Origin of the sequence: Streptosporangium saharense, assembly GCF_014203715.1 — a bacterium.
In the GTDB taxonomy this organism is placed as follows: domain Bacteria; phylum Actinomycetota; class Actinomycetes; order Streptosporangiales; family Streptosporangiaceae; genus Streptosporangium; species Streptosporangium saharense.
Map to the genome: position 1 here is coordinate 161861 of NZ_JACHJP010000003.1, position 25122 is coordinate 186982.

Genomic DNA, 25122 nt, shown 5'->3' on the forward strand with positions numbered 1-25122 from the left:
CCAGGTCGATGGGTGTGTTCCTCTCAGAGGATGCCGCAGACGCGCCTGCGCGTCGCAACATCTCGGTATGACCCCCCTCTGGTGCGGCGTCACAACCGACGGTAGTCTTCCTTCAGTCACTTGTGATCATCCTGGCGAGGCCGTTGGGGAAGGCGCACCTCGTACGAAACGGGAGGTCCGGTGTCTGCTCGTGGCGTGCTCTACGTCCACTCAGCTCAGCCTGCGCTGTGCCCTCATATCGAATGGGCGGTCGCGGGCGTTCTTGGCGTGCCCGTAGACCTGACCTGGACTCCACAGCCCGCCGCGCCCGGTCACGTGCGCGCACAGGCCGAGTGGGAGGGCCGCCCGGGAACCGCGGCGGCCATCACCTCGTCACTGATGGGCTGGCAACGGATCCGCTTTGAGATCACGGAGGACGCCACACCGGGCGCCGACGGGTCACGCCATGCCTACACCCCCTCACTTGGCGCCTTCACGGCGGTGATCGGGGCCGCGGGAGACATCCTGGTCCCCGAGGACCGGTTGCGTTCGGCCATGTTGATGGCGCGCCAGGGCAGGGTGGTCCTTGAGGAGGAGCTGGATCGCATGCTCGGCAAGCAGTGGGACGCCGAGCTTGAGTCCTTCCGATACGCGGGTGAGGGCGCCCCGGTCCGCTGGCTGCACGCCGCCGTGTGAGGGGGAGGGCCGTCACCCACCGTGACCGCCCTCACGCCCCCATGGCGTACGGTCACGCCCGGCTGGGAGAGCGCTCCCGCGAGAGAACACGACACCCCCGGCGGCGTGGGCCGCGCGGGGGTGTGTGATGAAAAGTCAGATCACAGGGGGATGTTGCCGTGGGCACCTCGGGCCGGGGTCGCCCGGGCGAGCACCTTGGCCACCGCGCTCCGGGTCTCCTCCGGCTTGATGACCTCGTCCACGACACCGAGCTCGATGGCCTTCTGGAGCCCGCCCACCTGGGCGTCGTACTCCTCGGCGAGCCTGTTCTCCAGGGCGGCGCGCTCCTCCTCGGAGGCGGCGGCCAGCTCGCGCCGCTTGAGGACGCGTACCGCGGCGACGGAGCCCATGACCGCGATCTGGGCGGTCGGCCAGCCGAAGACCTTGGTCGCGCCCAGGGAGCGGGAGTTCATCGCGACGTAGGCGCCGCCGTACGCCTTGCGGGTGATCAGGGTGACGCGCGGGACCGAGGCCTCGGCGAAGGCGTGCAGGAGCTTGGCGCCGCGGCGGACGACGCCGTCGTGCTCCTGACCGACACCCGGCAGGTAGCCGGGGACGTCGACCAGCACGATCAGCGGCACCCCGAAGGCATCGCACATCCGGACGAACCGTGCGGCCTTCTCCGCCGAGGTCGCGTCCAGGCAGCCGCCGAGGCGCAGCGGGTTGTTGGCGACCACACCGATGGTCCTGCCGCCGAGGCGGCCGAGCGTGGTGACGACGTTCGGCGCCCACTTGGCGTGCAGCTCGACCCCGGGCTCGTCCAGGATGCCCTTGACCAGCGGCTTGACGTCGTAGGCGCGGCGCGGGTTGTCCGGCAGCAGGCCGGAGAAGTCGACGTCCTCGACGTCGGTGCGGACCCTGCCCTGGTGGCCGAGCAGCACCGCGAGGTGCCGGGCCTGGAGGTAGGCGTCGGTCTCGGTCTTGGTGGTGACGTGGACCACGCCGCTGCGCTTGCTGTGCGGCTCGGGACCGCCCAGGGCGGCCATGTCGATCTGCTCGCCGGTGACGCTGCGCACCACGTCGGGACCCGTGACGAAGATGCGGCCCTCGTCGGCCAGGATCACGATGTCGGTCAGCGCGGGGCCGTAGGCCGCGCCACCGGCGGCGGGGCCCACGACCACGGAGAGCTGCGGGACGACACCGGAGGCCCTGGTCATCGCGGCGAAGACCCGGCCGACCGCGTGCAGCGACTCGACGCCCTCGGCGAGCCTGGCGCCGCCGGAGTGCCACACGCCGATGACCGGCACCCGCTCACGGACCGCGACGTCGTAGGCGTGGACGATGTGCTCGCACCCCTGGCTCCCCATGGCGCCGCCCTGCATGCGGGCGTCGCTGACGAAGACCACGACGGGGACGCCCTCGACGCGGCCCGTCGCCGCCAGCACACCACTGCGGTCCACGGGGGAGATCAGCCTGACCGAACCCTCGTCGAGGAGAGCGGCCAGACGCACCTGGGGGTCACGGGGATCGGTGGCCTCGTCCGCTGAGGCGTCGCCCACCGCCCTGTTGTCGAGCACAGTCATACGGGCTCCTGTCAGACGCTGGTGAAGGCCACAGCGACGTCGTGTCCGCCGAACCCGAAGGAGTTGTTGATCGCGGCGATCTGGCCGTCGGGCAGGGCACGCGGCTTGTCGCGCACGATCTCCACCGCGACGCCCTCGTCGAGCTCCTCGATGTTGGTCGTGGCCGGGGCGATCCGCTCGTGCAGCGCCAGGATGGTGAAGACCGACTCGATGCCGCCCGCTCCACCGAGCAGGTGGCCGGTCATCGACTTGGTGCTGGTGACCAGCGGGTGGTCGCCGATGACCTCGTTGATCGCCAGCGTCTCGACCACGTCGCCCGCGGGGGTCGAGGTGGAGTGCGCGTTGATGTGCTTGATGTCGGCGCCGGTCAGGCCGGAGTTCTCCAGGGCGCGGCGCATGGCCAGCACGATGCCCGCGCCGGTGGGGTCGGGCTGGGCGATGTGGTGCGCGTCGGCCGAGTAGCCGACACCCGCGGCCACCGCGTAGACCTTGGCGCCACGCGCGCGGGCGTGCTCCTCGGACTCCAGCACCACGATGCCCGCGCCCTCGCCGAGCACGAACCCGTCACGACTTTTGTCCCAGGGCCGCGAGGCGAGCTGGGGGGCGTCGTTGCGGGTGGACATCGCGCGCATGGCGGCGAAGGAGCCGATGTTCAGCGGGTGGATGGCCGCCTCGGTGCCGCCCGCGACCACCACGTCAGCGCGGCCCGAGCGGATCATCTCGATGCCGTAGCCGATCGACTCGGCGCCGGTGGCGCAGGCGCTCACGGTGGCGTGCACGCCGGCGCGGGCACCGAGCTCGATGCCGATCCAGCCCGCAGGGCCGTTGGGCATCAGCATCGGCACGGTGAACGGCGAGAGCCGCTGCCAGCCCCGCTCCTTGAAGGTGTCGTAGGCGGCCAGGACGGTGGTGATGCCACCGATGCCGCTGCCGACGACCACGCCGAGACGCTCGGGATCGACCTTCTCGATCGCCGCGTGCGCCCAGGCCTCACGGGCGGCGACCAGCGCGAACTGCTCCGCGCGGTCCAGCCGCCGTGCCTCCGGCCGGGGCAGAACCTCGGTCGGGTCCACGGCGGCCGTGGCTGCGAACTTCACCGGGACTGAGTCGACCCAGTCCTCGGTGAGGTTGCGAACCCCCGACTGACCGGCGAGAAGCGCCGACCAGGACGAGGCGACGTCCCCACCGAGGGGCGTGGTCGCGCCGAGCCCGGTGACGACGACGCGTACCTGGTCTGTGTTCACTGTCTGCGCTCCTTGTGATTCGCGGGCCGAAGCCGGTGGGTGTCCAGAGACCTTCGTTCAGTTCTGGATGAAGTTGATGACGTCCTTGACGGTCTTGAGGTTCTTGAGCTGCTCGTCGGGGATCTCGACGCCGAACTCGTCCTGGGCGGCGACGGCGATCTCGACCATGGACAGCGAGTCGATGTCGAGGTCGTCGACGAAGCTCTTCTCCGGGCTGACCTCGGAGGCCGGGATCCCGGTGATCTCGTTGATGATCTTGCCGATACCAGCGAGGATCTCCTGCTCGGTCAGGGCCATGTCGAGTGTTCTCCTTGGGATTGGGTGATGATGTTGGGTCTTCTTGGGTTTTGCACGGCCGAAGCCGTACAAGCGTTTCGTACGGCCGGGGCCGTACAAGCTCTAGGGGATCTCGACGACCTGACCGGCGTAGGTCAGGCCGGCGCCGAAGCCGAGTAGCAGGGCGAGTCCGCCCGACTGGACCTCGCCGCGCTCGACCATCCGGGACAGGGCCAGCGGGATCGAGGCGGCGGAGGTGTTGCCCGCCAGGACGATGTCCTTGGCGACGACGGCGTTCTCCGCGCCGATCTTGCGCGCGATGGCCTCGATGATGCGCAGGTTGGCCTGGTGGGGCACGAACGCCGCGAGGTCGGCGGGATCGACCCCGGCGGCCTCGCAGACCTGCCTGGCCACCGGGTGCAGGGCCGTGGTGGCCCAGCGGAACACCGTCTGGCCCTCCTGGGACAGGGAGGAGTCACGGTCCTTGATCATGATCGCCTCGGCCTTGTCGCCCGCGCTGCCCCACACCACGGGGCCGATGCCCGGGGTCTGTGAGGGGCCGACGACCGCAGCTCCCGCGCCGTCGGCGAAGATCACCGCGGTGCTCCTGTCGGTCCAGTCGATCCACTGGGAGAGCTTCTCGGTGCCGATGACCAGGACGTTGGTCGCGGAGCCGGTGCGGATGGCGTTGTCGGCGACGGCCAGGGCGTAGCAGAAGCCGGAGCAGGCGGTGTTGACGTCGAAGGCGCCGGGGGACTCGATGCCGAGGCGGACGGCGACCCTGGCCGAGGCGTTGGGGATCTGGGTCTCAAGGGTGCAGGTGGCGACGATCACCAGGTCGATGTCGGAGGCCGCGAGCCCGCTGGCGGCAAGGGCCTTGCCGCCCGCCTGCACGGCGAGGTCGATCTCGGACTCGGAGTCGAGGGCGACCCTGCGCTCCTTGATGCCGACCCGGCTCTGGATCCACTCGTCGTTGGTCTCCATGGTCGCCGCGAGGTCGTCGTTGGTGACCACGTTGGACGGCTGGTAGTGCCCCAGCGCCAGGATCTTCGCGCCAGGGGAGCCCTGCCGTACTTTCACTTGAGGGCCTCTCGTGCCGCGTCCAGGTCGTCCGGAGTCTTCAGGGGGACGGTCTTCACACCGCGCAGTGCGCGCTTGGCGAGGCCGGTCAGGGTGCCGCCGGGGGTCAGCTCGATCATGGTGGTGACGCCGAGGTCGGCCATGGTCGCCATGCAGGCGTTCCAGCGGACCGGGTTGGCGATCTGGTTGACCAGGCGCTCGACGAACTCCGCGCCACTGGCGACCGCGGCGCCGTCGGCATTGGACAGCAGCGTGACGGCGGGGTCGTTCGGGGTGACGGCGGCGGCCGCCGTACGCAGACGGCCGACGGCGGGGGCCATGTGCTCGGTGTGGAAGGCACCCGCGACCGACAGGGCGATGAGCCTGGCGCGGGCGGGCGGGTCGGCCTTGAACTCCTCGATCTGGGCCAGGGTGCCGCCCGCGACGATCTGCCCGGCGCCGTTGACGTTGGCGGGGGTGAGACCGTGCTTGTCGATGGAGGCGAGCACGTCCTCCTCCTCGCCGCCGAGGACGACGATCATGCCCGTCTCGGTGACCGCGGCGGCCTCGGCCATGGCCAGGCCACGCTCGCGCACGAGGGTCAGGGACTGCTCGGGGGTCAGCACCCCGGCCAGGGCGGCGGCCGTCAGCTCGCCCACGCTGTGCCCGGCGACGATGTCGGGGGAGGCCCCGAGGACCTCGGCGACGGCCAGCCCGGCGGCTACGAGCAGTGGCTGCGCCACCGCGGTGTCGCGGATCTCGTCCGCGTCCGCGGTGGTTCCGTAGGAGATCAGGTCGAGGCCGATCAGGTCGGACCACGCGGACAGGCGGTCCGCCAGACCCGGTATCTCAAGCCACGGGGTCAGGAAACCTGGAGTCTGGGCGCCTTGGCCCGGCGCGACGAGTACGAGCACGAATCCCAGCGTGCCCTGTAGAACTTCGCTACACGGATGGGGATTCTGACGAACTTTGTGTTCACTCTCTTGTAGGAAGCCTACAACGGGGGTTTCCAGGATATTTCCGAAAAACCCCTACGTAATGTCTGTTTCGGACAGACGGCCGAGAATGAGCCCCACCTGGAGGGTGAAGGCCGAGCGCCCCTCGGTCGGCTGGTAGCCCGTCAGTTCGGTGATCTTGCGCAGACGGTAGCGAACCGTGTTGGGGTGCACGAACAGTAACCGGGCGGTGGCCTCCAGGGAGGTGCCCTGCTCCAGGTAGGTCGCCAGGGTGTCGAGCAGCGGCGTGCCCGCGAGCGGGACGTAGACGTTCTCGATCAGCTGGCTCCTGGCGTCGGTGTCGCCGTCGATGGCCCGCTCGGCCAGCAGGTCCTCCGCGTGGACGGGCCGGGGGGCGTCCGGCCAGCCCGCCGCAGCCCGCAGCCCGGCCATCGCGGCCCTGGCCGAGCTGGCGGCGGCCTGCAGGTCGTTCACCTCGGGGCCGATCACGACGGGGCCGGGGCCGAAACGCGGCACCACGTGCCTGGCCGCCGCGCCGACGCTGTCCGCGCCGCCCACGATCACGATCAGACGGCCGCCCTGGACCCCGGCCAGCATGTCGAGACCGGACCTGCGGCCCCGGTCGCGCAGCCCGTCGATCACGGCCTGCGGGTCGTCGTCCGGCGTCTGCCCGGCCAGCACGACGACGGGGGAGGAGGTCCAGCCGAGCGCGGCGGCCCACGAGTGCAGGCCGTCGTCGACCTCACCCCTGACCAGCGCGTCCACGATCAGCGCCTCAAGCCGCGCGTCCCAGGCGCCGCGCGCCTCCGCCTCGCGGGCGTAGACCTGCGCGGCGGCGAAGGCGACGTCCCGGGTGTAGCGGAGCATCGCCTGCTGGAGCTGGTCCTCCCCGCCAGGCGCGGCCAGGTCGCCGGTCTGCGCCTCGACGACCTCGACCACGATGCGGACGATGTCGACAGTCTGCTGCAGCGAGATGGACCGCTTCAGCTCTCTCGGCGCGGTGCCGAAGAACTCGATGCTGGGGGTCAGGCGGCCCTCCCCGGCGTGCTGGAACCACTCGACGAAGGCGGCGATGCCCGCCTGGGCGACCAGCCCGACCCACGACCTGTCCTCGGCCGACAGGGCGCGGAACCACATCAGCCGCTCGTCCATCCTCGCCATGGCGGCCGTTCCCAGCGCTCCCATGGCTCGTTCCAGCCTGCGTGTGGTGTCCTGCCGTGTCCGGTCCGAGGCGAGATCTCCCTGCCCGGCCCCTGCCACGGCGTCGCTGTTCCTGCTGGCTCGCTCGCTCCGCTCCCTCACGTGACTAAGAGTGCCAGGTCGCGCGGGATGCGCCAGCCGCGGCGCTGATCCCGGGCGGCGTTCAGATGACGGCGACGGCGGTGATCAGGCCGATGACCACGTGGGTGACCGCGAGAAGACGTGTGCCGGGCTGCAGGTCGGACTCGGTGACGAGTTCGCGGACGGAGATCCCCACGACCTTGTCGAAGGCGACCATCGCCACGGTCTGTACGGCGATGCCGGCCAGCCCGAAGACCAGCGTGGCGAGCAGTCCCTCGTGCAGCGCCCCACCGGAGGACCAGATGGAGGCCGCGACGATCAGGCCGACGGCGGTCAGGCCGGAGGCGGTGAGCATGGTGGCGTTGGGGTTGCGGTCCTCCCTGATCAGCTTGCTGAGCTTGCCGGGGATGGCGAGGTCGATCACGTAGAAGCCGATGATCATCAGGATCACGCCGAGCGCGGCGTAGGAGGCGATGGCGAGGGCGCCGCGGCCGAGGGTCTCGGCGAGCGAGATGGCCTCGACGGCCGTGAGCGGCTGGGGGTTGGGGGTCATGGTCGCTCTTTCTTGGGGCTTGAGGGCTGCCGCCCTCAGAGTTCGATGCGGTGCGGGACGAAGGAGGAGGTGTCGTCGGTGACGAACCCCGAGGTCTCGCGGATGCCGGCCCCGGCCGCCTCGTCGTGGACGACCCAGGCGCCGAGCACGGGCCGCCACCCGTCGAAGAGCGGCAGCGCCATGAACTCCTGGTAGACGTGCCCCTCGGCGCCGTAGCCGCCCGGGGTCTCGACGTTCCCGCCGGGGGTGACGACCCGCATGTTCGCGCCCTCCCTGCCAAGCAACGGCTTGACGATGTAGGAGGTCATGTCACGGGGGCCGTCGAGATAGGCGGGCAGCAGGTTGGGGTGGTCCGGATACAGCTCCCAGAGCACCGCGAGCAGCGCCTTGTTCGACAGCAGCATCTTCCACAGCGGCTCGATCCAGGTCGAGGAGACCTGCTGGCGCACCGCCTGGGCGCCGAACGGGTCGGCGACGGCCCACTCCCAGGGGTACAGCTTGCACAGCGAGCGGATCACCCGGCGTTCCATGTCGACGAAGCGCAGGTTGAGGCCGTCCCAGCCGATGTCCTCCATGGCCACGGCGATCGTGTTCAGCCCGGCCTGCTCGGCGGTCTCCTGGAGGTAGGCGATCGTCATCGCCTCCTCGCCCGTCTCGTCCATCCTGGTCCAGGCGAAGTGCGAGGGACCGGTCGGCAGCCCCTCGGCGATCTTCCGCCATCTGTCGATCAGCCGCTCGTGGATGGAGTTCCACTGGTCGTCGCCGGGGTGACGGTCACGCAGCCAGAACCACTGCACGACCGAGCTCTCCAGCAGGCTGGTGGGGGTGTCGGCGTTGTACTCCAGCAGCTTGGCCGGGCCCGTCCCGTCGTAGCGCAGGTCGAAGCGGCCGAACAGGTGGGGGTCGCCGCGCTCCCACGAGGCGGCGATCTCCCGCGCGGCCCACTCGGGCACGGCGAAGTCGGCGTAGCGGCCCCGTTCGACGACGTGCTCGACGGCGCCCAGGCACATCCGGTGCAGTTCCTCCACCTGTGCCTCAAGGCTGAGCACCTCGTCCATGGAGAAGACGTAGTGCGCGCCCTCGTCCCAGTAGGGACGCTCAAGGCCGCCGGGGTGGGCCGTACGGTGGTAGGCCAGACCCTGGCTCTCGATGATGGCCTCCCAGCCGTCGCGGGGAGGTGAGGTCTCGCGTCTCATCCGTCCGGGTCAGCTTCCGCCGCTGCCCCAGCGGCTCCCGAAGCCGCCCCGCTGGATGACCGTGCCCTTGCGGGTCACGATCCGCACGTCGGAGGGGCGCACCGTGGTGCCGTGCCCGATCCTGGCCCCGATCCTGGTGCCGCCGTAGTACCACCGGTAGGCGCCGTGGGAGCCGTGGTAGTGGGTCACGTTGTCGTCATCGTCGCAGTAGTCGTCGTCGACGATCGTGTAGGAGCCGTCCGGCTGGTAGCTGTTGAGATCGACGCACTCGGCCCCGACCTCCTCGTAGTCCTCCTGCGCCGAGCAGTAGCCGATCAGGAGCAGGGAGACGACGCCGATCCCGGTGAGGGTGATGACCTTCGTCGCCTTGGACCCCGAGGGGCTGGCGCCGGGCTTTCCACCGGGGGGCTGACCGGAGGCCATGGGATACATAGGACTTGTGGCCATCGAGCTCCAATGAGATGCGTCGCCACAGGGTATCGGTGCTGTTTTGTCCGTTCAACCGCCCAACTGTGTGTTCAACCGGCGGGATACGTTGGGAGTGTCGGTATCAGCGCGTAACGTCGCAAGTGTGAACCGTACCGACCGGCTCCACACCCTGCTCGGGGAGCTTCGCGCCGCCGCGCCCGAGGCCCTGCCCGCGGGAGAGCTCGCCACCAGGCTCGGGGTGAGCGTCCGCACGGTCGAACGTGACGTCTCCGACCTGCGGCGGGCCGGGATTCCGGTCCGCACGGCGGCGGACGGGCACGGCGGCTACCTCCTCGCCGAGGGCACGACGCTGGGACCGCTCGACCTCACCCCGCGGGAGGCCGCCGCGGTCGTGGCCGCGCTCACCCCGCTGGGGGAGGGTCCCGCCCGCGACGCCCTGCGCAAACTCCACGCCGCGCTGCCCGCCTCCGTCTCCACGCAGGAGCTCGCCGTACGGCCAGGCCCCGCCGCGGAGGCCGAGCCGTACCCGAGGGTCTCCGCGGTCGTCGAGCGGGCGCTGCTGCACGGGCGGGTGCTCAGGATCGAGTACGAGGACCGGCGAGGACGCGTGAGCGTCCGCGAGGTCGAGCCGACGGTCCTGGTCGGCGGGCGCGGCGGCCACTGGTATCTCGTGGGCGTGTGCGGGCTCAGGCAGGACGCCCGCGCCTTCAGGCTCGACCGCGTCCGCAGGGCCGAGGAGACCGGCGAGACCGCCCCCGAGCACCCGGCGGACCCGCTCTGGGGAATCAGCCCCGGCGCGAGGCCCGGTCCCCGAGGGTGAGCAGCACCTCGCGCAGCAGGTCGGCCAGGGCCCGCGCGCTCTCCTCGGAGACGCCCGCCAGCAGGTTCTCGTGCGCCTCGGTCGTGGCCAGGGCGAGTTCCTCGGAGCGGCGAGAACCCAGCGGTGTCAGGCGCACCCAGGAACTGCGGCCGTCCGCCGGGTCCGGCTCACGCTCGACGAGCCCGGCCGCGGTCAGCCGCTGCAGGATGTTGCTCGTCCCCCCGGTGGTCAGTGAGGAACGGGCGGCGAGCGTGCTGGGCTTGAGGCGGTAGGGGGTGCCCGCCCTGCGCAGCGTCGCCAGCACGTCGAACTCGGCGTAGGTCAGGCCGTACTCGCCGAGGACGGTCTGGGTGACCTCCTCGACCATGGACTTCAGCCGCCCGACGCGCTTGATGATCTCAAGTTGGACGGTCGCGGCCTCGGGCAGCTCGCTGCGCCACCCCTCCATCATCTCGTCGACGTGGTCACGTCCGGCGCTGTCTCCCGCTGCCATGGATTGAGGATAGCTCTCCTTCCTGATAGCTTTTACAAAAGCTTTTCTGATTACTTTTGGAATGAGGAGATGCTCGATGCGCACGCTCATCGCCAACGGAACCGTCGTTGACACCGACCCCGAGGTGCGGGTCCTGCCGGAGGCGGACGTCCTCGTCGAGGACGGGGTGATCACCGCCGTCGGGACGGGCCTGGACGCGGGGGATGTCGAGGTCCTCGACGCCACGGGCCTGATCGTGCTGCCCGGCCTCGTCGACACGCACCGGCACCTGTGGCAGAGCGTCCTGCGCTCGGTCGCGGCCGACACCACGCTGGGCGACTACCTGGCCTGCCAAAGACCGGTAGGTTCCGTGGCTTCGGCGTCACGACGGGGCTCGGCGTGGACACGGTCACCGCGGCGCCGAGTGACATGTTCGCCGTCATGCGCGCCGCGTTCGCCGCCGAGCGGGGCCGGGGCGGCTCGCTCACCGCGGCCGAGGTGCTGCGGATGGCCACCGTCGAGGGGGCCGCGGTGCTCGGCCTGGACGACAGGATCGGCTCCCTGCGGCCGGGGAAACAGGCCGACCTCGTCATGCTCCGCGCCGGGGACCTCGGCCTCGCGCCGGTCCACGACCCGGTCGGCGCCGTGGTGACCGCCGCGGGCCCGGCCAACGTGGACACCGTGCTCGTGGCGGGCCGCGTCGTGAAGCGGGACGGGCGACTGCCGTACGCCGACACCCGTGGGGCGCTCGACCTGGTGTCCCGCTCGGCGGCGCGGATCGCACGGGCCGTGGCGGTCGCCCTCTGAGCCGGGGAAGCCTCAGAGCAGCGCGTTCAGCACCGAGTCGAGCAGGCCGGGAAATCGCGCGTTCAGGTCGCCACGCCGCAGTCTGACCAGGCGTGAACGGCCCTCCATGGTGGTCAGCGTGACCCCGGCCTCCCGCAGGACCCGGTAGTGGTGGGACATCGTGGACTTGTGCACGTCGATGCCGCTGCCGATCTCCCCGCAGTTCCCGCCCTCGCCCCTGGCGAGTCTGGTCAGGATCTCAAGGCGCACCGGATCGGCAAGCGCGTGCATGACCTCGGCCAGCTTGATGTCATCCGCGGCGGGATGCCATGGCTCGCGCATCAGTTCACCCGCACCTTCACGGAGCTCATCTTAGTGCCGAGATAGCACAGTTGAGGAAATGTCAAACCATTTATTGCCTCGTGGGCTTCTCGCCGGAAGTCAGGAGGTCACGGTGAGGGACAGACTGTGCCGTTCTCGGGGACCTTCCCGTCGAGCAGGTAGCCGTCGGTGACCCGCTTCACGCACGAGTCGCCCGACAGGTAGGCCCCGTGCCCCTCGCCCTTGTAGGTGACCAGCACGCCGGTCTTGAGCTGGGAGACCAGCTTCGGCGCCCACTCGTACGGCGTCGCCGGGTCCCCGGTGCCGCCGATGACCACGATCGGGGCCGAACCGCTGGCGTCGATCCGCCTGGCCTCGTCGCTGCCCGGCACCGGCCACACCGCGCACAGCGAGCCCATCCCCGAGCCGCCGAACAGCGGGGAGATCTCCAGGGCGGCCTTCTCGGTCTCGTTGAGCTGCTCCCGCGCCGGCCGCTCCGAGGTGTCCACGCAGGTGATCGCGGGGAAGCTGCTCATGATCGTCGAGTAGGAGCCGTCGGGCATGCGCGCGTTGTAGGCGTCCGCGAGATACAGCAGGATCCGGCCGTCGCCCTTGAAGCCACGGCCGAAGCCCTGTTCGAGCAGCGGCCAGGTCAGGTCGGAGTACAGCGCGGCGGCGATGCCGGTCACGGCCAGGCCCTGGGTGAGCTTGCGGTCGCCGACGGGCAGCGGGTTGATCCGCAGGTCGTCCAGGAAGGACTTGACGTTCTTGTTCGCGTTCGTGACGTCCGGCCCGACCTCGCACTCACCGGGACCCCTGATGCAGCTCTTCAGGAAGGAGTCGTAGGAGTGCTGGAAGGCGGTCGTCTGGGCCAGAGAGCGCTGCTCAAGCGTGGCACTCGGGTCGAGCGGGCCGTCGAGCATGAAGCGGTGCACCCTCTTGGGGAACAGCGTCGCGTAGACCGCGCCGAGCTGCGTGCCGTACGAGATGCCGAAGTAGTTGAGCCGTTTGTCGCCGAGTGCCGCGCGGAGCCTGTCCATGTCGCGGGCGGCGTTGACCGTGCCGACGTACGGCAGGATCTTGCCCGAGGTCCGTTCGCAGGCGTCGACGAAGGTTTTGATGGTCTCGTTCTGTTCGGCCCGTTCAGCCTCGTTGGTGACCATGGTGTCCATGGACAGGAAACGGTCCATGTCCCTGTCGGTGCCGCACCTGACGCCCGCGGTGCGCTCGACCCCCCGAGGGTCGAAGCTGACCAGGTCGTATCTGCCGTTCAGGCTGCTGAAGATCTTGTAGGACTGGGCCATGGTGTCGACGCCGGAGGCGCCGGGGCCGCCGAAGTTGAACACCAGGGAGCCGAGCCGCTTGCCGGGCTCCGTCGCCTGGACGCGGATCACCGCCATGTCCAGCTTGTCGCCGTCCGGTCTGCGGTAGTCGAGCGGGACCTGCAGCCGTCCGCACTGGAACCTGGGGTCGGGCCGGGGTGTCGCCCCGTCGGGACGTCTGATGTCGGTGCACAGACCCCAGGAGATCTGGTCGGGTTTGGCCGCCGACGGCGAGCCGGAGCCGGGCGACCAGGGCGGGGGAGGGCTGGGGCTCGGATCTGAGATGTTCGCAACGGCCCCGTATCCACCGGGCCCGTTGGCGCTGCCGCAGGCGGTCAGCGCGACGGAAAGAGCCGTCGCCACGGTGGCGGCGGGCAGAATTCTTCGCATTGGGCGCCCCCCTCGAATCAGATTGTTCGCCGGGGGAAGCGATTCCACCCTAACCGGGCGAGGCCCTCCGAAGAAGGACCCGCCCGGCGGGTGATCAGGTCACAGTCCCAGGGACTGCGTGTCGTTGCTCTCGGCGCCACCGGCCTCGGTGACACCGTTCCTCAGGTGGTACTTGGCGACGGCCTCCTTCAGCACCCGGCCGTCGAGCTCGCCACGCTTGACCAGCTGCGTGAGCACGGCCAGCGTGATCGAGGCGGCGTCCACGTGGAAGTGGCGGCGCAGCGCGGAACGGGTGTCCGACAGACCGAAGCCGTCGGTGCCGAGCGAGGCCCAGTCACCGGGGACCCACTGGGAGATCTGGTCGGGCACCGCCCGCATGTAGTCGCTGACGCCGACGAACGGCCCCTCGACCGCGGAGAGCACCTTCGTGACGTACGGCACGCGCTGCTCGGCGTCGGGATTGAGCAGGTTGTGCTCCTCGACGGCCAGCGCCTCGCGACGCAGTTCCGTCCAGGAGGTCGCCGACCAGAGCTCGGCCGCGACGCCCCACTCCTCGGCCAGCATCCGCTGCGCCTCGATCGCCCACGGACCCGCCACGCCGGAGGACAGGATGTTGGCCTTCGGACCGGTGGAGGCCGGGGCGGGGGCGAAGTGGTACAGGCCCTTGAGCAGGCCCTGGACGTCGAGACCCTCGGGCTCGGCGGGCTGGGCGTAGGGCTCGTTGTAGACGGTCAGGTAGTAGAAGATGTTCTCCGGCTGCTCGCCGTACATCCTGCGCAGGCCGTCCTTGACGATGTGGGCCAGCTCGAAGCCCCACGACGGGTCGTAGGAGACCGCGGCCGGGTTCGTCGAGGCGGTCAGCGGAGTGTGACCGTCCTCGTGCTGCAGGCCCTCCCCGTTCAGCGTCGTACGGCCAGCGGTCGCGCCGAGCAGGAAGCCCCGGCCCATCTGGTCGCCGAGCTGCCACATCTGGTCGGCCGTGCGCTGCCAGCCGAACATCGAGTAGAAGATGTAGATCGGGATCATGTGCTCGCCGTGCGTGGCGTAGGACGAGCCGACGGCGATGGTCGAGGCCATCGACCCCGACTCGCTGATGCCCTCGTGCAGGATCTGACCCTCGGTCGACTCCTTGTAGGACAGCAGCAGCTCGCGGTCCACGGCGTCGTAGGTCTGCCCGTGCGGCGAGTAGATCTTGGCGGTCGGGAAGATCGCGTCGAGACCGAAGGTGCGGGCCTCGTCAGGGATGATCGGCACGAACCGGTGGCCGATCTCCTTGTCGCGCATGAGGTCCTTGAGCAGCCGGACGAACGCCATGGTCGTGGCGACGTTCTGTTTGCCCGAGCCCTTCTTGAGCTGCGCGTAGGAGGCGTCACCCGGCAGGGTGATCGGCTTGGCGCGCACGACGCGCTTGGGCAGGAAGCCGCCCAGGGCCGCGCGGCGCTCCATCATGTACTGGATCTCGGGGTCGTTCTCGCCCGGGTGGAAGTAGGGCGGAAGTTCGCCTTCGAGTGCGGAGTCCGGGATCGGCAGGTAGAGCCGGTCGCGGAACTCCTTCAGGTCGGCCTTGGACATCTTCTTCATCTGGTGCGTGGCGTTGCGCGCCTCGAAGTCCTTGCCGAGCGTCCAGCCCTTGATGGTCTGGGCGAGGATGACCGTCGGCTGGCCGACGTGCTCACGCGCCGCCTTGTAGGCCGCGTACACCTTGCGGTAGTCGTGGCCGCCGCGCGACAGCTTGCGGATGTCCTCGTCGGACAGGTGCTCGACCATCTTGCGCAGCCGCGGGTCGCCGCCGAAGAAGTCCTCGCGGATGTACTCGCCGCTCTCGACGGAGTAGGTCTGGAACTGGCCGTCGGGGACGGTGTTCATCTTGTTGACCAGCACGCCGTCCACGTCGGCGGCCAGCAGCGGGTCCCAGTCACGGCCCCACACGACCTTGATGACGTTCCAGCCCGCGCCCCTGAAGTAGGACTCCAGCTCCTGGATGATCTTGCCGTTGCCGCGTACCGGGCCGTCGAGGCGCTGCAGGTTGCAGTTGATGACGAAGGTGAGGTTGTCCAGCTCCTCACGGGCCGCGAGACCGATCGCGCCGAGCGACTCGGGCTCGTCCATCTCGCCGTCACCGAGGTAACACCACACGTGGCTGCGGCTGGTGTCCTTGATCTTCCGGTTCAGGAGATAACGGTTGAACCGGGCCTGGTAGATCGCGCCGATCGGGCCGAGACCCATGGAGACCGTCGGGAACTCCCAGAAGTCCGGCATCAGACGCGGATGAGGATAGGAGGGCAGGCCCCTGAAGCCGTGGGAACGCTCCTGCCTGAAGGCGTCGAGCTGGGCCTCGTTGAGGCGGCCCTCAAGGAAGGCGCGGGCGTAGATGCCCGGCGCCGCGTGACCCTGGATGAAGACCTGGTCACCGGACTCGCCGTGGTCCTTGCCGCGGAAGAAGTGGTTGAAGCCCACCTCGTACAGGGAGGCCGCGGAGGCGTAGGTGGCGATGTGCCCGCCGACGTTGGTGCGGGCGTTCGCGCGCGTCACCATGACGGCCGCGTTCCAGCGGATGTAGGCGCGGATCCTGCGCTCGACGTACTCGTCGCCGGGGAACCACGGTTCCCGCTCAGGAGGAATGGTGTTGATGTAGTCGGTACTGCGCAGGCCGGGAACCCCAACCTGATGTTCGCGGGCCCGCTCCAGTAGGCGAAGCATCAGATAACGGGCACGAGTGCGACCTTCCGTCTTGATGACGTTGTCGAGCGACTCGAGCCACTCCTGGGTCTCGCTTGGGTCGACATCAGGGAGCTGGCTGGGTAGGCCGTCGCTGATAACCGAGAAACGCTGGCGTCCGGAAGCCACTGGGTCTCGCCTTCCGAGGATGGACTTTTGTCTGGTGTAGGTCGTCTTCCATCCTGGTCGCTTACCCCGGAAAGTGCATCTCTACTGGCCGGTAACCAGGAAGTCCCTGCTGGCAGGGCCCCATAAGTGGCGTAGACCACCGATGGTAGGACGAATTGTCCCCAAAGGGTACATGGGCTTCGGTTCCCCGCGACGGCCCGGGAGACACGAAACACACTGTTCTTTCGAGGGATGGGCAGATGGCGGCGTGCGGGGTAGGGATCCGGGCCCCTGCCCCGGCGCTCGTCCGTCGTCCCAGCTCAGCGCGGATCGTAGGATCGGTATGTGAGATCCATGACGATCGAGGTGACGACGGGCTCCCGAGAGAGGGTGCACGACATCACCCGGGAATGCGAGGACTTCGTCCGTTCGTGCGGGGGTGACGGGCTGCTGCACGTCTTCGTCCCGCACGCGACAGCCGGTGTCGCGCTGATCGAGCTGGGCTCGGGAAGTGACGACGACCTGCTCGCGGCGCTGGAGGACCTGCTCCCGGCCGACGACAGGTGGAGGCATGCGCACGGTTCGAGGGGGCATGGACGCTCACATGTCATGCCGGCTCTCATTCCGCCGTACGCGACAGTCCCGGTCCTGGCCGGACGGCTCGCACTGGGCACCTGGCAGTCCATCGCGCTGGTGGACCTCAACGTCGACAATCGGGAACGCCAGGTCCGTTTGTCATTTTTGTCGGACTAATTCATACGTAGCCCAGTCGTTGCCGTGGCGACCGTTGACGACCGAGGGTCACAGCGTGTGGACTGTGCCGAAGCACTCTGAGCACCGTGTAGCTGCGGGGCCATTCAAGCAGGAGGGACAAACGTGAGCGCGACCGCGGGTCAGGCGCAGGGCGAACGCAGCCTGGCCGAACGACTCGGTCTGAAGCCGGGTCAGGTGGTGCAGGAGGTCGGTTGGGACGAGGACGCCGACGACGATCTGCGCGACTCCATCGAGGAGCTGACCGGCAACGAACTGGTCGATGAAGACTTCGAGGACGTCGTTGACGTCGTGTTGCTGTGGTGGCGCGACGGCGACGGCGATCTGTTCGACGCCCTGAGCGGCGTGGTGACCAACCTGAGCGACGGCGGCCAGATCTGGCTGCTCACTCCCAAGGCCGGTCGCGACGGGCATGTGGAGCCCAGTGACATCGGGGAGGACGCCACCACGGCGGGCCTGTCGCAGACGAGCAGCATCAGCGCTGCCCCCGACTGGTCGGGAACGCGGCTGGTCACACCCAAAGCACGCCGATAAGGTTCGCCCTGCCGTACGGCTCGCGGTGAGCCGTACGGCAGGATGATGGTCCTGTCTGTCATCCGATGAAAGGACCTTTGACCATGACGGTGGATGTGGGCTCCCCGGCTCCGGACTTCGAGCTGAAGGACCAGCACGGCACCCCGGTCAAGCTTTCGGACCATCGGGGTAAAAAGGTCGTACTGATCTTCTACCCCCTCGCGTTCAGCGGTGTCTGCCACGGCGAGCTGTGCGCCCTTCGCGACGAGTTCGTCGCCAGGGCGCCCGAGGACGTCCAGGTGCTCACCGCCTCGGTCGACTCCGTCTTCACCCACCGCGCCTGGGCCGACCAGGAGGGGTACACCTTCCCGCTGCTCTCCGACTTCTGGCCGCACGGGGAGGTCGCGCGGGCGTACGGTGTCTTCGACGAGGAGAAGGGCATCGCGACGCGCGGCACCTTCGTCATCGACGGCGAAGGCGTGGTCCGCTGGAGCGTCGTGAACCCCATCCCTCAGGCGCGAGACATCGCCGAGTACCTCAAGGTGCTCGCCGACCTTTCCTGAGTTCCAAGCAGCGGTGGGCCCGCGGGCGTCCATGGGGCGTCCGCGGTCCACGACATTTCGGAGGCGATCATGCCCTGCTTCTCCTGCGGGGCCAGGCAGACCGACCCCGTCCGTGGCGCCAGTCCGTGGAAGCGCGGGGTGCGCGGGGAGGCCCAGGTCCTCGTCTGCCCGGACTGTCAGCGTACGCACGACCTCGATCTCGACACGTGCTCCTCGTGCGGCTCGGCCGCGCTCATCTGCAGGCTCGGCGAGGTCGAGTGCCGTTCCTGCGGGGCGGTACGGCCAGCGGCGGCAGGGGGGTCCCGGCCTTCCGGCCTGTCGAAGGAGCTGGCCGACGAGGTCGAGGCCGCGCTCGATCGGGTCCTGGGACGCGTTCATTAGTGCTCATAAATCTGCTTTAAGCGCATTTATGGGCATCTGTAGTGATGTGGCGTTATTGCCATGCACTATGGTCAGGCTCGGACCCCTTCCTTCGACCTGCTGGATGCGCGCATGAGCTCCTTCGTTGTGGCCCTTGACGTCGGTGGCACGTCCATGAAGGGAGGCGTCGTCACCCACTCGGGGGAGATCGCCTTCACCGAGCGGCGTGACACCCCGCGCGAGAGGGGCCCGGCGGCGGTCGTGGAGTCGATCCGCTCCTTCATCGACGACCTCGCCGTCGCGGGCGGCGGCGATCCCGCGGGCGTCGGCCTGGCCGTACCGGGACTGGTCACCCCGAACAGGGCGCTCTACTCGGCGAACATCGGCTGGCGCGACGTCAAGGCTGAGGACTTCGTCCCGCTGGACGTGCCGGTGATGCTCGGCCACGACGTGCGCACCGGGGGCCTGGGAGAGAGCGTCCTCGGCGCGGGCCGCGAGGTCTCCGACTTCCTGTTCATCCCCATCGGCACCGGTATCGCGGGCGCCATCGTCCTGCACGGCGAGCCGTACGGCGGCAGCGTCGGCTGGGGCGGCGAGATCGGTCATATCCCGGTCTTCCCCGACGGGGAGCCCTGCGCCTGCGGCCAGGTCGGCTGTCTGGAGACCTACGCCTCCGCCTCGGCCATCGGCCGCCGCTACTCGGCCAGGTCCGGCTCGCACGCGACCTCCAAGCAGGTGGCCGAGCTGATCGCCTCGGGTGACCCGGTGGCGAACGCGGTGTGGGACGACGCCGTGGAGGCGCTGTCCCTGGCCCTGACGACCTACACCCTCCTGCTCGACCCCGAGACGATCGTCCTGGGTGGTGGCCTGGCCGAGGCGGGGGACCTGCTGGCCGTACCCCTCGCCGAGCGGCTCAGGAAGCGCCTGGCCTTCCGCGCGGCGCCTCCGCTGCGCAAGGCCGCCCTCGGCGTCAACGCGGGCATGCTCGGCGCGGCCCTGCTCGGCTGGCGCGCGGCGGGCTGGCCGGAGGCGGGCACCGCGTGGTCGCTTGATGTGCTGAAGTCCCCTCCGGTGGCGTAAGGTGTTGTCCCGTCCCTGTGGCGGGATGACGGGGCGCTTAGCTCAGCGGTAGAGCGCTCGCCTTACAAGCGAGATGTCACTGGTTCGAACCCAGTAGTGCCCACCCAGCACCTTTTCCCTTTCTTCCCTTCCCTGTGAGGCCTGTTCCGGCATGGGTAGGGAGGAAAAGAGGGGGATGGTCTTTTCGCCCGTCCCGTTGGGTGGACAGGGATAGCCCGAAGAGGCCTGGCCGTCATGAGGAAGCATGGGAAGACCTCGTACGAGGTCAGGGCGCCGGAGAACGGGCAGAGCAGGATCTGGTCGGAGATCTCGCCGACCGGGGAACGGCCACGTAGCGCGCTCAATTTGCGGATGGCGCTGGCGATCTTCGGGCTGGTCGTCTGCGGGGTGTTCGCGGTCCTGGCCGGTACGGCGGGGCTGACCTGGCTGGCGGTCGTGATGGCCGTGCTCGCGCTCGTCGCGCTGGTCGACCTGGTCGTGGTGGCCCGCCGCCGTCACCGGCGCGGCGACGGGCACACCCTGTTCGAGTAGTGGCCGGTCAGCAGACGGGCTCGCCGCGCTGGGCGGGGACGGAGATGGCACTCCAGGCGGCCCTGGTCGCGTTGAACTCGGCGCAGCTCTTCGGATAGAGCGCCTTTGCGGCCCTGAGGGTCGCGATGCGTGCCTTGGCGTAGGTCCAGGGGGCGTTCTTGTACTGCAGGCCGCTGTAGAAGATCTCCGTGGCCTTGCGGATGCCGATGCCGGTCAGCGGGGACGGGCCGTAGCAGACCGGGCTCGGGGGGTTGTTCGGCGGGTTGGTCCCCTCGGCGAGCAGATAGAACCAGTGGTCCTGCGGTCCGGGACTCGACGACCCCGGGGTGTAGCAGTTGGGCTCGCCCTGCAGGGCGGGGTTGTACATGTTGCGGACCCCGCTCGGACCGATGTCCAGGTCCTCACCGACCAGATAGTTGGGCGGGTCCAGGGGCGGGGCGTGGTTGACGTAGTGCTCGGTCGCGGTGCCGAGGATGTCGCCCGTCGACTCGTCGAGGGACAGGGCCTCGGCCGCGTTGCCGCCGTTGGAGCCGGAGTACTGGAAGACGGCGTGGCCGTACTCGTGCCCGACCAGGTCGAGCGAGGTGAGCTGCCGCGTGTTGGCCGGGTTGTGGCCGAAGAAGGTGGCCGAGCCGTCCCAGTAGGCGTTGACGGTGTTCAGGCCGACCCGCGCCGGGAAGGAGTGGCCCGCCCCGTCGAGGCCGTTGCGGCCCAGCCAGGTGCGCAGCATGTCCCACTCCTTCTGCGCCGCGAACAGGACGTCGACGCAGGCCGTCTCCAGGTTGGTGCCCAGCCCGTTGCCCCAGGTGTCGACCGGCTTGGAGTAGGGGGCGCCGTTCTGGCCGCCGCAGGCGAGCCCGGGCCGGGACGGGTCCCGCATGACGTAGGCGCTTCCCGAGCCCGTGGTCTGGATGGTCACCGGGTTGCCGTTGTAGAAGCTGTTGCCGGTGCCGTACCTGACCTGGTCGTAGGTGTCGATGACGGTCGCGTCGCGCGCGTCGACGAAGACGCGCAGCGCCTCGGGGGCCTGCTCGGTGCCGCCGGTGACGGCCACCTCCCAGGCGAGCCGGGGGCGCGTGGTCGTGGCGTGGACGACCAGGCTGGGTGTGCCGACCTCACGCACGGCCCTGACCTGGCCTTCGGCGACGGCGGCGGCTCTGGTGGCGTCGATCACGGGCGTGGTGGCGACGCCCTCAAGGGAGGCCTGCTGGCCGGTGATCACGGTGTGGACCACGGTGCCGCCGCTGTCGGTCGAGGCGATCACGTCGCCGCCGTACACCGGCAGTCCGTTGTGGGTCCTTCGGTACAGCAGGTACTGCAGGCCCCGCACGCCCGAGGTGACCACGGGAGGCGCGAAGGCGTCTCCCCGCCCGACGCGCAGCTCCCCGGCCCGCTCTGCCAGGACCCTCGCCACACCCGAGACCGCGCGCTCGCGTGCCTCGGCCCCCGGTGGCGCGAAGGCCGAAGCGTCGGGTACGGCTCGCGCGGGGACGCCTGTCAGCGCCGAGGCGCCCATGGCGACGACCGTCAGGAGAGCGGTCGCCCCCACCTTGACTCTGGGGACTCTAGGGTTCATTCGCTGTGACTCCTTGTCCGCAAGGAGCCGTGGCCGGCCAGGGCTGCCCCAACGGTGACACCGGCCGCCGGGGAGTAGAACCCCATGAATTCCCATATTTTTGTCGTATGGCCAGGCCTGGGAAAAGGGCGGCCGGATTCTGGGAAGCGGTTCGCGTGAAAAGAGGGCGCACCGGTCTCCCGTCGATCATGTCACGATCCGGTCTTCAGCGCAGGAAGTTCCCCTTTCCCGATTTATTCGTATTTGGCATGAATAGGTGTGACCTGGGAGAAGGGCGGATTCTGATAGTCAGTCGCGTTTTCTGGTGGCATGGGCCGGATGGAAGGGGGAAGTCTTCTCCGCGCCTCATCGGGGAAGGCCCGCTTCGCCGTGTCCATCCTCCGATGAGGACCTGCTGTCAAGTCCGATGGAGGACACACATGGAGGACATGGTGAAGCCAACGAACGATGACAGACCAGACGATACGCGGCGGCGCGTCCCGCGCTCGCTGAGCCTCGCGGCGGCCGTCGTGCTGGTGGCGTCAGGGGGCATCGGAGGTGCCGCCTCGGCGGCGCCCGTCCCCGCCCCCACGGGGCCCGAGACGCCGACACCCACGGCGAGCCAGCCTCTCCCGACCGACATCCCCACCTCGACCCCGACGCTGACCCCGACCCCCACCCCCACACCGACCGTCGTCCCGACCGCCACCCCGGCGCCCCGGGTCCCCCGGGTGGCCTTCCCGGGAACCCTGCACGGGGAGTTCGTGCTGCCGTCGAAGGACGGCTGCGGGTTCACGGTGCTCTCCCAGACGGGGGAGGCGACGGCGCTGACGGAGGGCTCCGTCACCGTGCGAAGCCAGGACGGCTTCGAGAAGGTGTACACGATCGACGACTCCACGAAGGTCTACGCGGGCAGGCGCGGCAACGAAATCAAGCAGGGGGACTGGATTTCGGTGACCGCGACGGCCACGGGTGAGACGGCCACGGCCGCCCACGTCTTCGACCTGTCACGGCCCAGCAGGAAACTCTGGCGCGGTGACTGGTGGTCGTCCCTGTCGCGGTGGCCGGGCGGCAAGTGGCGCACCCCGGCTCTCTGCGCGACCCCCACGGCCACCCCGACCCCGCCTCCGACGGAGACGCCGACGGAACCTCCCACGGAGACGCCGACCGCGCCCCCGACCGAGACGCCGACGGACGTCCCGACGCCCCCCGCTCCCGAGCCGACCGCCACGGTGACGGAGACCCCGCCCCCGCCGCCCCCGGTCTCCTGACCTTTCCGTAGCGGAATCCGAGACGGCCGCGACGGCACCCCCGTCGCGGCCGTCCCCGTGATCTCCGGGGCGGCCTAGAATGCCGCCCATGACCAGCGGGGACGGTTTCGGCGAGCGGGTCGAGGAGCACCGGCGCGAGCTGCACGTGCACTGCTACCGGATACTCGGCTCCTTCGACGAGGCCGAGGACCTGGTGCAGGAGACGTTCCTGCGGGCCTGGCGTGGACGCGGGGCGCTGCGTGAGGAGGGCGGGCTGCGCGCCTGGCTGTACCGGATCGCGACCAACGCCTGCCTGGACCACCTCAGGGCGCACCCACGGCGCCCGCAGCCACGTCCCGCCCCCGCGATCGAGGCGGACCCGGGGCTTGAACCGCCCGCCTCGGGCGCCGTGCCGTGGCTGCAGCCCTACCCCGACACGTTGTTGGACGCGGCCGAGGAGGTCGTGGACCGCGAGACGATCGAGCTGGCCTTCCTCGTCGCGATCCAGCACCTGCCGCCCAGGCAGCGGGCGGTGCTGATCCTGCGCGACGTGCTCGGCTGGTCGGCGCAGGAGACGGCGGCCTCGCTTGAACTGACCGTCGCGGCGGTCAAGAGCGCCCTGCAGCGCGCCCGGCCGACGCTCAGGGAGCACCTGCCCGCGCGGCGCCTCGACTGGGCGCCCCGGGCCACGCCGTCCCGGGGAGAGCAGGCGGTGCTGCGGCGCTACGTCGAGGCCCTGGAGAAGGCGGACCCCTCCGCCCTGGCCGAGGTGCTGCGGGCCGACGTGTGGCAGACGATGCCGCCCACGCCCATCTGGCTGCTCGGCCGTACGGCGTTCATGGCGTCGTGGACGCCCGCGATGGTCGGACCGGAGGCGTGGGGCGACTGGCGGGTGCTCACCACCGGGGCCAACCGTCAGCCCGCCGCCGCCGCGTATCTCCGCAGACCGGGCGAGACGGTCTTCTCACCCTCCTGGATGGGGGTCCTGCGGGTCGAGGACGGGCTGGTCACCCAGATCACCACCTACGGGGGAGACGTCTTTCCCGCGTTCGGTCTGCCGTCCTCGCTCTGATCCCGGCACGTGCCCGATGCTCTGATCCCGGCGCGGGACCGATTCCTTTTCCGCGCGGCCCTCGTCCTACGGGGGAGCAACCAAGGAAGGAATCACCATGACCGATCTTCAGCGGGCCGTACTGACCGTCGTGGACGAACTCGTCGAGTCGGGGGCGGAGCGCGGCGTGCAGGTCGCCGTCTACCGTCGCGGCGAACTCCTGGCCGACGTCGCCCGTGGCGTGGCCGACCCGGAGACCGGCCGTCCCCTCACCTCCGACACCCCCGTCTACGCCACCTCGACGGGCAAGGGCGTGACCGCGACGCTCGTCCACGTGCTGGCCGAGCGCGGGATCGTCGACTACGACACCCCGATCGCGGACGTGTGGCCCGAGTTCGCCGCCCACGGCAAGGAGAAGGCGACCGTACGGCACGCCCTGACGCACGCGACCGGGATCCCCGGCGTGCCGGTCGGCACCACCCCGGAGGACCTGTGCGACTGGGACCGGATGTGCGCGGCCGTCGCCGACGCCACCCCCTGGTGGGAGCCGGGGACCAGCTCGGGCTACCACCCGCAGAGCTACGGCTACATCCTCGGCGAGGTCGTGCGCCGGGTCACAGGAAAGCGCGTCTCACAGGTGCTCCGCGAGGAGCTCACGGAGCCGCTCGGCGTGGCCGGCGAGCTGTTCTTCGGCGTTCCCGGCTCCGAGCTGGGCAGACTGGCCAGGATCGAGGAGGTGGGACCCCCGATGGAGCTGCCCGCCGAGACGCTGGCCCAGATCCCGTTCTTCAGGGTGGTCCACGGTTACACGGCGGCGCCCCTCGCCGCGATGCCCGACGCGGCGTTCAGCAACCGCGCCGACGTGCTGGGCTCCGACATCCCGGCGGGGGCCACGATGACGGCCCGTGCGGTCGCCCGCATGTACGACGCGCTGCTCGGCGGGGAACTGGTCTCCCCGGAACGGCTGCGCGAGCTGTCTTCCCCGGCGGTGACCGGGGTGGACGAGGTGACCGGGGCCCCGGCCACCTGGGGGCTCGGCTACTCGATCGGCCTCACCCAGGCCCTGCCCGCGCGGACGCTGTTCGGGATGGCGGGCAGCGGGGGGACCGCCGCCTTCGCCGACACCGCGACCGGCCTCAGCGTCGGCGTGACGAAGAACCGCATCTCGGCCGGTGACTTCGGCACCGTAGAAAGGATCGCCAAGGTCGTCCTCGGACTCGTCTGACCGGGAGGCGCGCGTTCTCCGGTTCCCACCGGTGTGGGCACTGTGTCCTCATACA

General features: G+C 69.8%; 26 protein-coding genes and 1 tRNA gene. 13 read left to right on the top strand and 14 right to left on the bottom strand.

Annotation, left to right across the window (positions count from 1 at the left end; translation table 11 throughout):
- Positions 1–180 precede the first annotated feature (180 nt).
- Complete coding sequence (locus FHS44_RS16730; RefSeq protein ID WP_184715632.1) at positions 181–675, top strand: DUF3145 domain-containing protein; 495 nt, start codon at positions 181–183, stop codon at positions 673–675.
- A 140-nt stretch (positions 676–815) separates the two neighbouring features.
- Here the strand turns inward: FHS44_RS16730 and FHS44_RS16735 are convergent, their stop codons facing one another.
- The 9 genes from FHS44_RS16735 to FHS44_RS16775 all read right to left on the bottom strand — a co-directional run bounded on the left by FHS44_RS16735 (position 816) and on the right by FHS44_RS16775 (position 9249).
- Positions 816–2237: an acyl-CoA carboxylase subunit beta gene (locus tag FHS44_RS16735; RefSeq protein WP_184715634.1), complete on the bottom strand. Its 1422-nt coding sequence runs from the start codon at positions 2235–2237 to the stop codon at positions 816–818.
- Between the two features lie 11 nt (positions 2238–2248).
- Positions 2249–3481, bottom strand: a complete 1233-nt coding sequence (gene fabF / locus FHS44_RS16740; protein ID WP_184715636.1) for a beta-ketoacyl-ACP synthase II — start codon at positions 3479–3481, stop codon at positions 2249–2251.
- Positions 3482–3538: 57 nt separating this feature from the next.
- Entirely contained in the window at positions 3539–3778 is a 240-nt protein-coding gene (locus FHS44_RS16745; protein ID WP_184715638.1) for an acyl carrier protein, read from the bottom strand.
- Positions 3779–3880: 102 nt separating this feature from the next.
- Positions 3881–4837, bottom strand: coding sequence for a beta-ketoacyl-ACP synthase III (locus tag FHS44_RS16750; protein WP_184715640.1), 957 nt, complete (start codon positions 4835–4837; stop codon positions 3881–3883).
- A complete protein-coding gene (locus tag FHS44_RS16755; RefSeq protein WP_184715642.1) occupies positions 4834–5730 on the bottom strand; it encodes an ACP S-malonyltransferase in 897 nt (298 codons plus the stop codon). The genes FHS44_RS16750 and FHS44_RS16755 overlap by 4 nt, the downstream gene beginning before the upstream one ends.
- 117 nt (positions 5731–5847) lie before the next feature.
- Positions 5848–6957, bottom strand: a complete 1110-nt coding sequence (locus FHS44_RS16760) for a PucR family transcriptional regulator (RefSeq protein WP_184715644.1) — start codon at positions 6955–6957, stop codon at positions 5848–5850.
- A 178-nt stretch (positions 6958–7135) separates the two neighbouring features.
- Positions 7136–7606, bottom strand: a complete 471-nt coding sequence (locus tag FHS44_RS16765) for a DUF350 domain-containing protein (RefSeq protein ID WP_184715645.1) — start codon at positions 7604–7606, stop codon at positions 7136–7138.
- A 35-nt stretch (positions 7607–7641) separates the two neighbouring features.
- Positions 7642–8802 carry a glutathionylspermidine synthase family protein gene (locus tag FHS44_RS16770; protein WP_184715647.1) on the bottom strand — a complete coding sequence of 387 codons (1161 nt, stop codon included), beginning with the start codon at positions 8800–8802 and terminating at the stop codon, positions 7642–7644.
- A 9-nt stretch (positions 8803–8811) separates the two neighbouring features.
- Complete coding sequence (locus FHS44_RS16775; protein ID WP_184715649.1) at positions 8812–9249, bottom strand: hypothetical protein; 438 nt, start codon at positions 9247–9249, stop codon at positions 8812–8814.
- A 124-nt stretch (positions 9250–9373) separates the two neighbouring features.
- On the opposite strand from FHS44_RS16775, the gene FHS44_RS16780 reads away from it, so the two are divergent.
- Entirely contained in the window at positions 9374–10051 is a 678-nt protein-coding gene (locus tag FHS44_RS16780; RefSeq protein ID WP_184715652.1) for a helix-turn-helix transcriptional regulator, read from the top strand.
- Here the strand turns inward: FHS44_RS16780 and FHS44_RS16785 are convergent.
- Positions 10017–10544, bottom strand: coding sequence for a MarR family winged helix-turn-helix transcriptional regulator (locus tag FHS44_RS16785; RefSeq protein ID WP_184715654.1), 528 nt, complete (start codon positions 10542–10544; stop codon positions 10017–10019). The genes FHS44_RS16780 and FHS44_RS16785 overlap by 35 nt on opposite strands.
- A gap of 270 nt (positions 10545–10814) precedes the next feature.
- Here FHS44_RS16785 and FHS44_RS16790 point away from each other — a divergent pair, with 270 nt between their 5' ends.
- Positions 10815–11330 (top strand): amidohydrolase family protein, encoded by a 516-nt coding sequence (locus FHS44_RS16790; RefSeq protein WP_221460914.1) that lies wholly within the window; start codon positions 10815–10817, stop codon positions 11328–11330.
- Positions 11331–11342: 12 nt separating this feature from the next.
- On the opposite strand, the gene FHS44_RS16795 is transcribed toward FHS44_RS16790, so the two are convergent.
- The 3 genes from FHS44_RS16795 to aceE form a co-directional block, all read right to left on the bottom strand.
- The gene (locus FHS44_RS16795) at positions 11343–11651 is read right to left on the bottom strand and encodes an ArsR/SmtB family transcription factor (protein WP_184715656.1); all 309 of its coding nucleotides are present in this window, start codon (positions 11649–11651) and stop codon (positions 11343–11345) included.
- 107 nt (positions 11652–11758) lie between these two features.
- Entirely contained in the window at positions 11759–13342 is a 1584-nt protein-coding gene (locus tag FHS44_RS16800; RefSeq protein ID WP_184715658.1) for an alpha/beta hydrolase, read from the bottom strand.
- Positions 13343–13441: 99 nt separating this feature from the next.
- The gene (aceE, locus tag FHS44_RS16805) at positions 13442–16189 is read right to left on the bottom strand and encodes a pyruvate dehydrogenase (acetyl-transferring), homodimeric type (protein WP_184715660.1); all 2748 of its coding nucleotides are present in this window, start codon (positions 16187–16189) and stop codon (positions 13442–13444) included.
- Between the two features lie 333 nt (positions 16190–16522).
- Here aceE and FHS44_RS16810 point away from each other — a divergent pair, with 333 nt between their 5' ends.
- From FHS44_RS16810 to FHS44_RS16840, 7 genes are all read left to right on the top strand, one after another.
- Entirely contained in the window at positions 16523–16921 is a 399-nt protein-coding gene (locus tag FHS44_RS16810) for a secondary thiamine-phosphate synthase enzyme YjbQ (RefSeq protein ID WP_221460986.1), read from the top strand.
- Between the two features lie 123 nt (positions 16922–17044).
- A complete protein-coding gene (locus FHS44_RS16815; protein ID WP_184715664.1) occupies positions 17045–17473 on the top strand; it encodes a DUF3052 domain-containing protein in 429 nt (142 codons plus the stop codon).
- Positions 17474–17556: 83 nt separating this feature from the next.
- Positions 17557–18015 carry a peroxiredoxin gene (locus FHS44_RS16820; RefSeq protein ID WP_184715666.1) on the top strand — a complete coding sequence of 153 codons (459 nt, stop codon included), beginning with the start codon at positions 17557–17559 and terminating at the stop codon, positions 18013–18015.
- A gap of 69 nt (positions 18016–18084) precedes the next feature.
- The gene (locus tag FHS44_RS16825; protein ID WP_184715668.1) at positions 18085–18396 is read left to right on the top strand and encodes a hypothetical protein; all 312 of its coding nucleotides are present in this window, start codon (positions 18085–18087) and stop codon (positions 18394–18396) included.
- A 111-nt stretch (positions 18397–18507) separates the two neighbouring features.
- Positions 18508–19455: an ROK family protein gene (locus FHS44_RS16830; protein WP_184715670.1), complete on the top strand. Its 948-nt coding sequence runs from the start codon at positions 18508–18510 to the stop codon at positions 19453–19455.
- A gap of 31 nt (positions 19456–19486) precedes the next feature.
- Positions 19487–19558: transfer RNA gene (locus tag FHS44_RS16835), tRNA-Val, on the top strand.
- A 131-nt stretch (positions 19559–19689) separates the two neighbouring features.
- Positions 19690–19986: a DUF6343 family protein gene (locus FHS44_RS16840; protein WP_221460915.1), complete on the top strand. Its 297-nt coding sequence runs from the start codon at positions 19690–19692 to the stop codon at positions 19984–19986.
- A 7-nt stretch (positions 19987–19993) separates the two neighbouring features.
- Here FHS44_RS16840 and FHS44_RS16845 read toward each other — a convergent pair whose 3' ends face one another.
- A complete protein-coding gene (locus tag FHS44_RS16845; RefSeq protein ID WP_184715672.1) occupies positions 19994–21562 on the bottom strand; it encodes a M4 family metallopeptidase in 1569 nt (522 codons plus the stop codon).
- Positions 21563–21981: 419 nt separating this feature from the next.
- Here FHS44_RS16845 and FHS44_RS16850 point away from each other — a divergent pair, with 419 nt between their 5' ends.
- The 3 genes from FHS44_RS16850 (at position 21982) to FHS44_RS16860 (ending at position 25067) form a co-directional block, all read left to right on the top strand.
- Positions 21982–22812: a hypothetical protein gene (locus FHS44_RS16850; protein ID WP_184715674.1), complete on the top strand. Its 831-nt coding sequence runs from the start codon at positions 21982–21984 to the stop codon at positions 22810–22812.
- 88 nt (positions 22813–22900) lie between these two features.
- A complete protein-coding gene (locus FHS44_RS16855; protein ID WP_184715677.1) occupies positions 22901–23863 on the top strand; it encodes an RNA polymerase subunit sigma-70 in 963 nt (320 codons plus the stop codon).
- 97 nt (positions 23864–23960) lie between these two features.
- Positions 23961–25067 (top strand): serine hydrolase domain-containing protein, encoded by a 1107-nt coding sequence (locus FHS44_RS16860; RefSeq protein WP_184715679.1) that lies wholly within the window; start codon positions 23961–23963, stop codon positions 25065–25067.
- Positions 25068–25122 lie beyond the last annotated feature (55 nt).

Bases quoted from the DNA above. Each gene is read 5' to 3' on its own strand.
- FHS44_RS16735 (WP_184715634.1), bottom strand. From the start codon at position 2,237: ATGACTGTGCTCGACAACAGGGCGGTGGGCGACGCCTCAGCGGACGAG.
- FHS44_RS16745 (WP_184715638.1), bottom strand. From the start codon at position 3,778: ATGGCCCTGACCGAGCAGGAGATCCTCGCTGGTATCGGCAAGATCATC.
- FHS44_RS16760 (WP_184715644.1), bottom strand. From the start codon at position 6,957: ATGGGAGCGCTGGGAACGGCCGCCATGGCGAGGATGGACGAGCGGCTG.
- FHS44_RS16765 (WP_184715645.1), bottom strand. From the start codon at position 7,606: ATGACCCCCAACCCCCAGCCGCTCACGGCCGTCGAGGCCATCTCGCTC.
- FHS44_RS16770 (WP_184715647.1), bottom strand. From the start codon at position 8,802: ATGAGACGCGAGACCTCACCTCCCCGCGACGGCTGGGAGGCCATCATC.
- FHS44_RS16775 (WP_184715649.1), bottom strand. From the start codon at position 9,249: ATGGCCACAAGTCCTATGTATCCCATGGCCTCCGGTCAGCCCCCCGGT.
- FHS44_RS16785 (WP_184715654.1), bottom strand. From the start codon at position 10,544: ATGGCAGCGGGAGACAGCGCCGGACGTGACCACGTCGACGAGATGATG.
- FHS44_RS16795 (WP_184715656.1), bottom strand. From the start codon at position 11,651: ATGCGCGAGCCATGGCATCCCGCCGCGGATGACATCAAGCTGGCCGAG.
- FHS44_RS16800 (WP_184715658.1), bottom strand. From the start codon at position 13,342: ATGCGAAGAATTCTGCCCGCCGCCACCGTGGCGACGGCTCTTTCCGTC.
- FHS44_RS16810 (WP_221460986.1), top strand. From the start codon at position 16,523: ATGACGATCGAGGTGACGACGGGCTCCCGAGAGAGGGTGCACGACATC.
- FHS44_RS16820 (WP_184715666.1), top strand. From the start codon at position 17,557: ATGACGGTGGATGTGGGCTCCCCGGCTCCGGACTTCGAGCTGAAGGAC.
- FHS44_RS16825 (WP_184715668.1), top strand. From the start codon at position 18,085: ATGCCCTGCTTCTCCTGCGGGGCCAGGCAGACCGACCCCGTCCGTGGC.
- FHS44_RS16830 (WP_184715670.1), top strand. From the start codon at position 18,508: ATGAGCTCCTTCGTTGTGGCCCTTGACGTCGGTGGCACGTCCATGAAG.
- FHS44_RS16840 (WP_221460915.1), top strand. From the start codon at position 19,690: ATGAGGAAGCATGGGAAGACCTCGTACGAGGTCAGGGCGCCGGAGAAC.
- FHS44_RS16845 (WP_184715672.1), bottom strand. From the start codon at position 21,562: ATGAACCCTAGAGTCCCCAGAGTCAAGGTGGGGGCGACCGCTCTCCTG.
- FHS44_RS16850 (WP_184715674.1), top strand. From the start codon at position 21,982: ATGGAGGACATGGTGAAGCCAACGAACGATGACAGACCAGACGATACG.
- FHS44_RS16855 (WP_184715677.1), top strand. From the start codon at position 22,901: ATGACCAGCGGGGACGGTTTCGGCGAGCGGGTCGAGGAGCACCGGCGC.
- FHS44_RS16860 (WP_184715679.1), top strand. From the start codon at position 23,961: ATGACCGATCTTCAGCGGGCCGTACTGACCGTCGTGGACGAACTCGTC.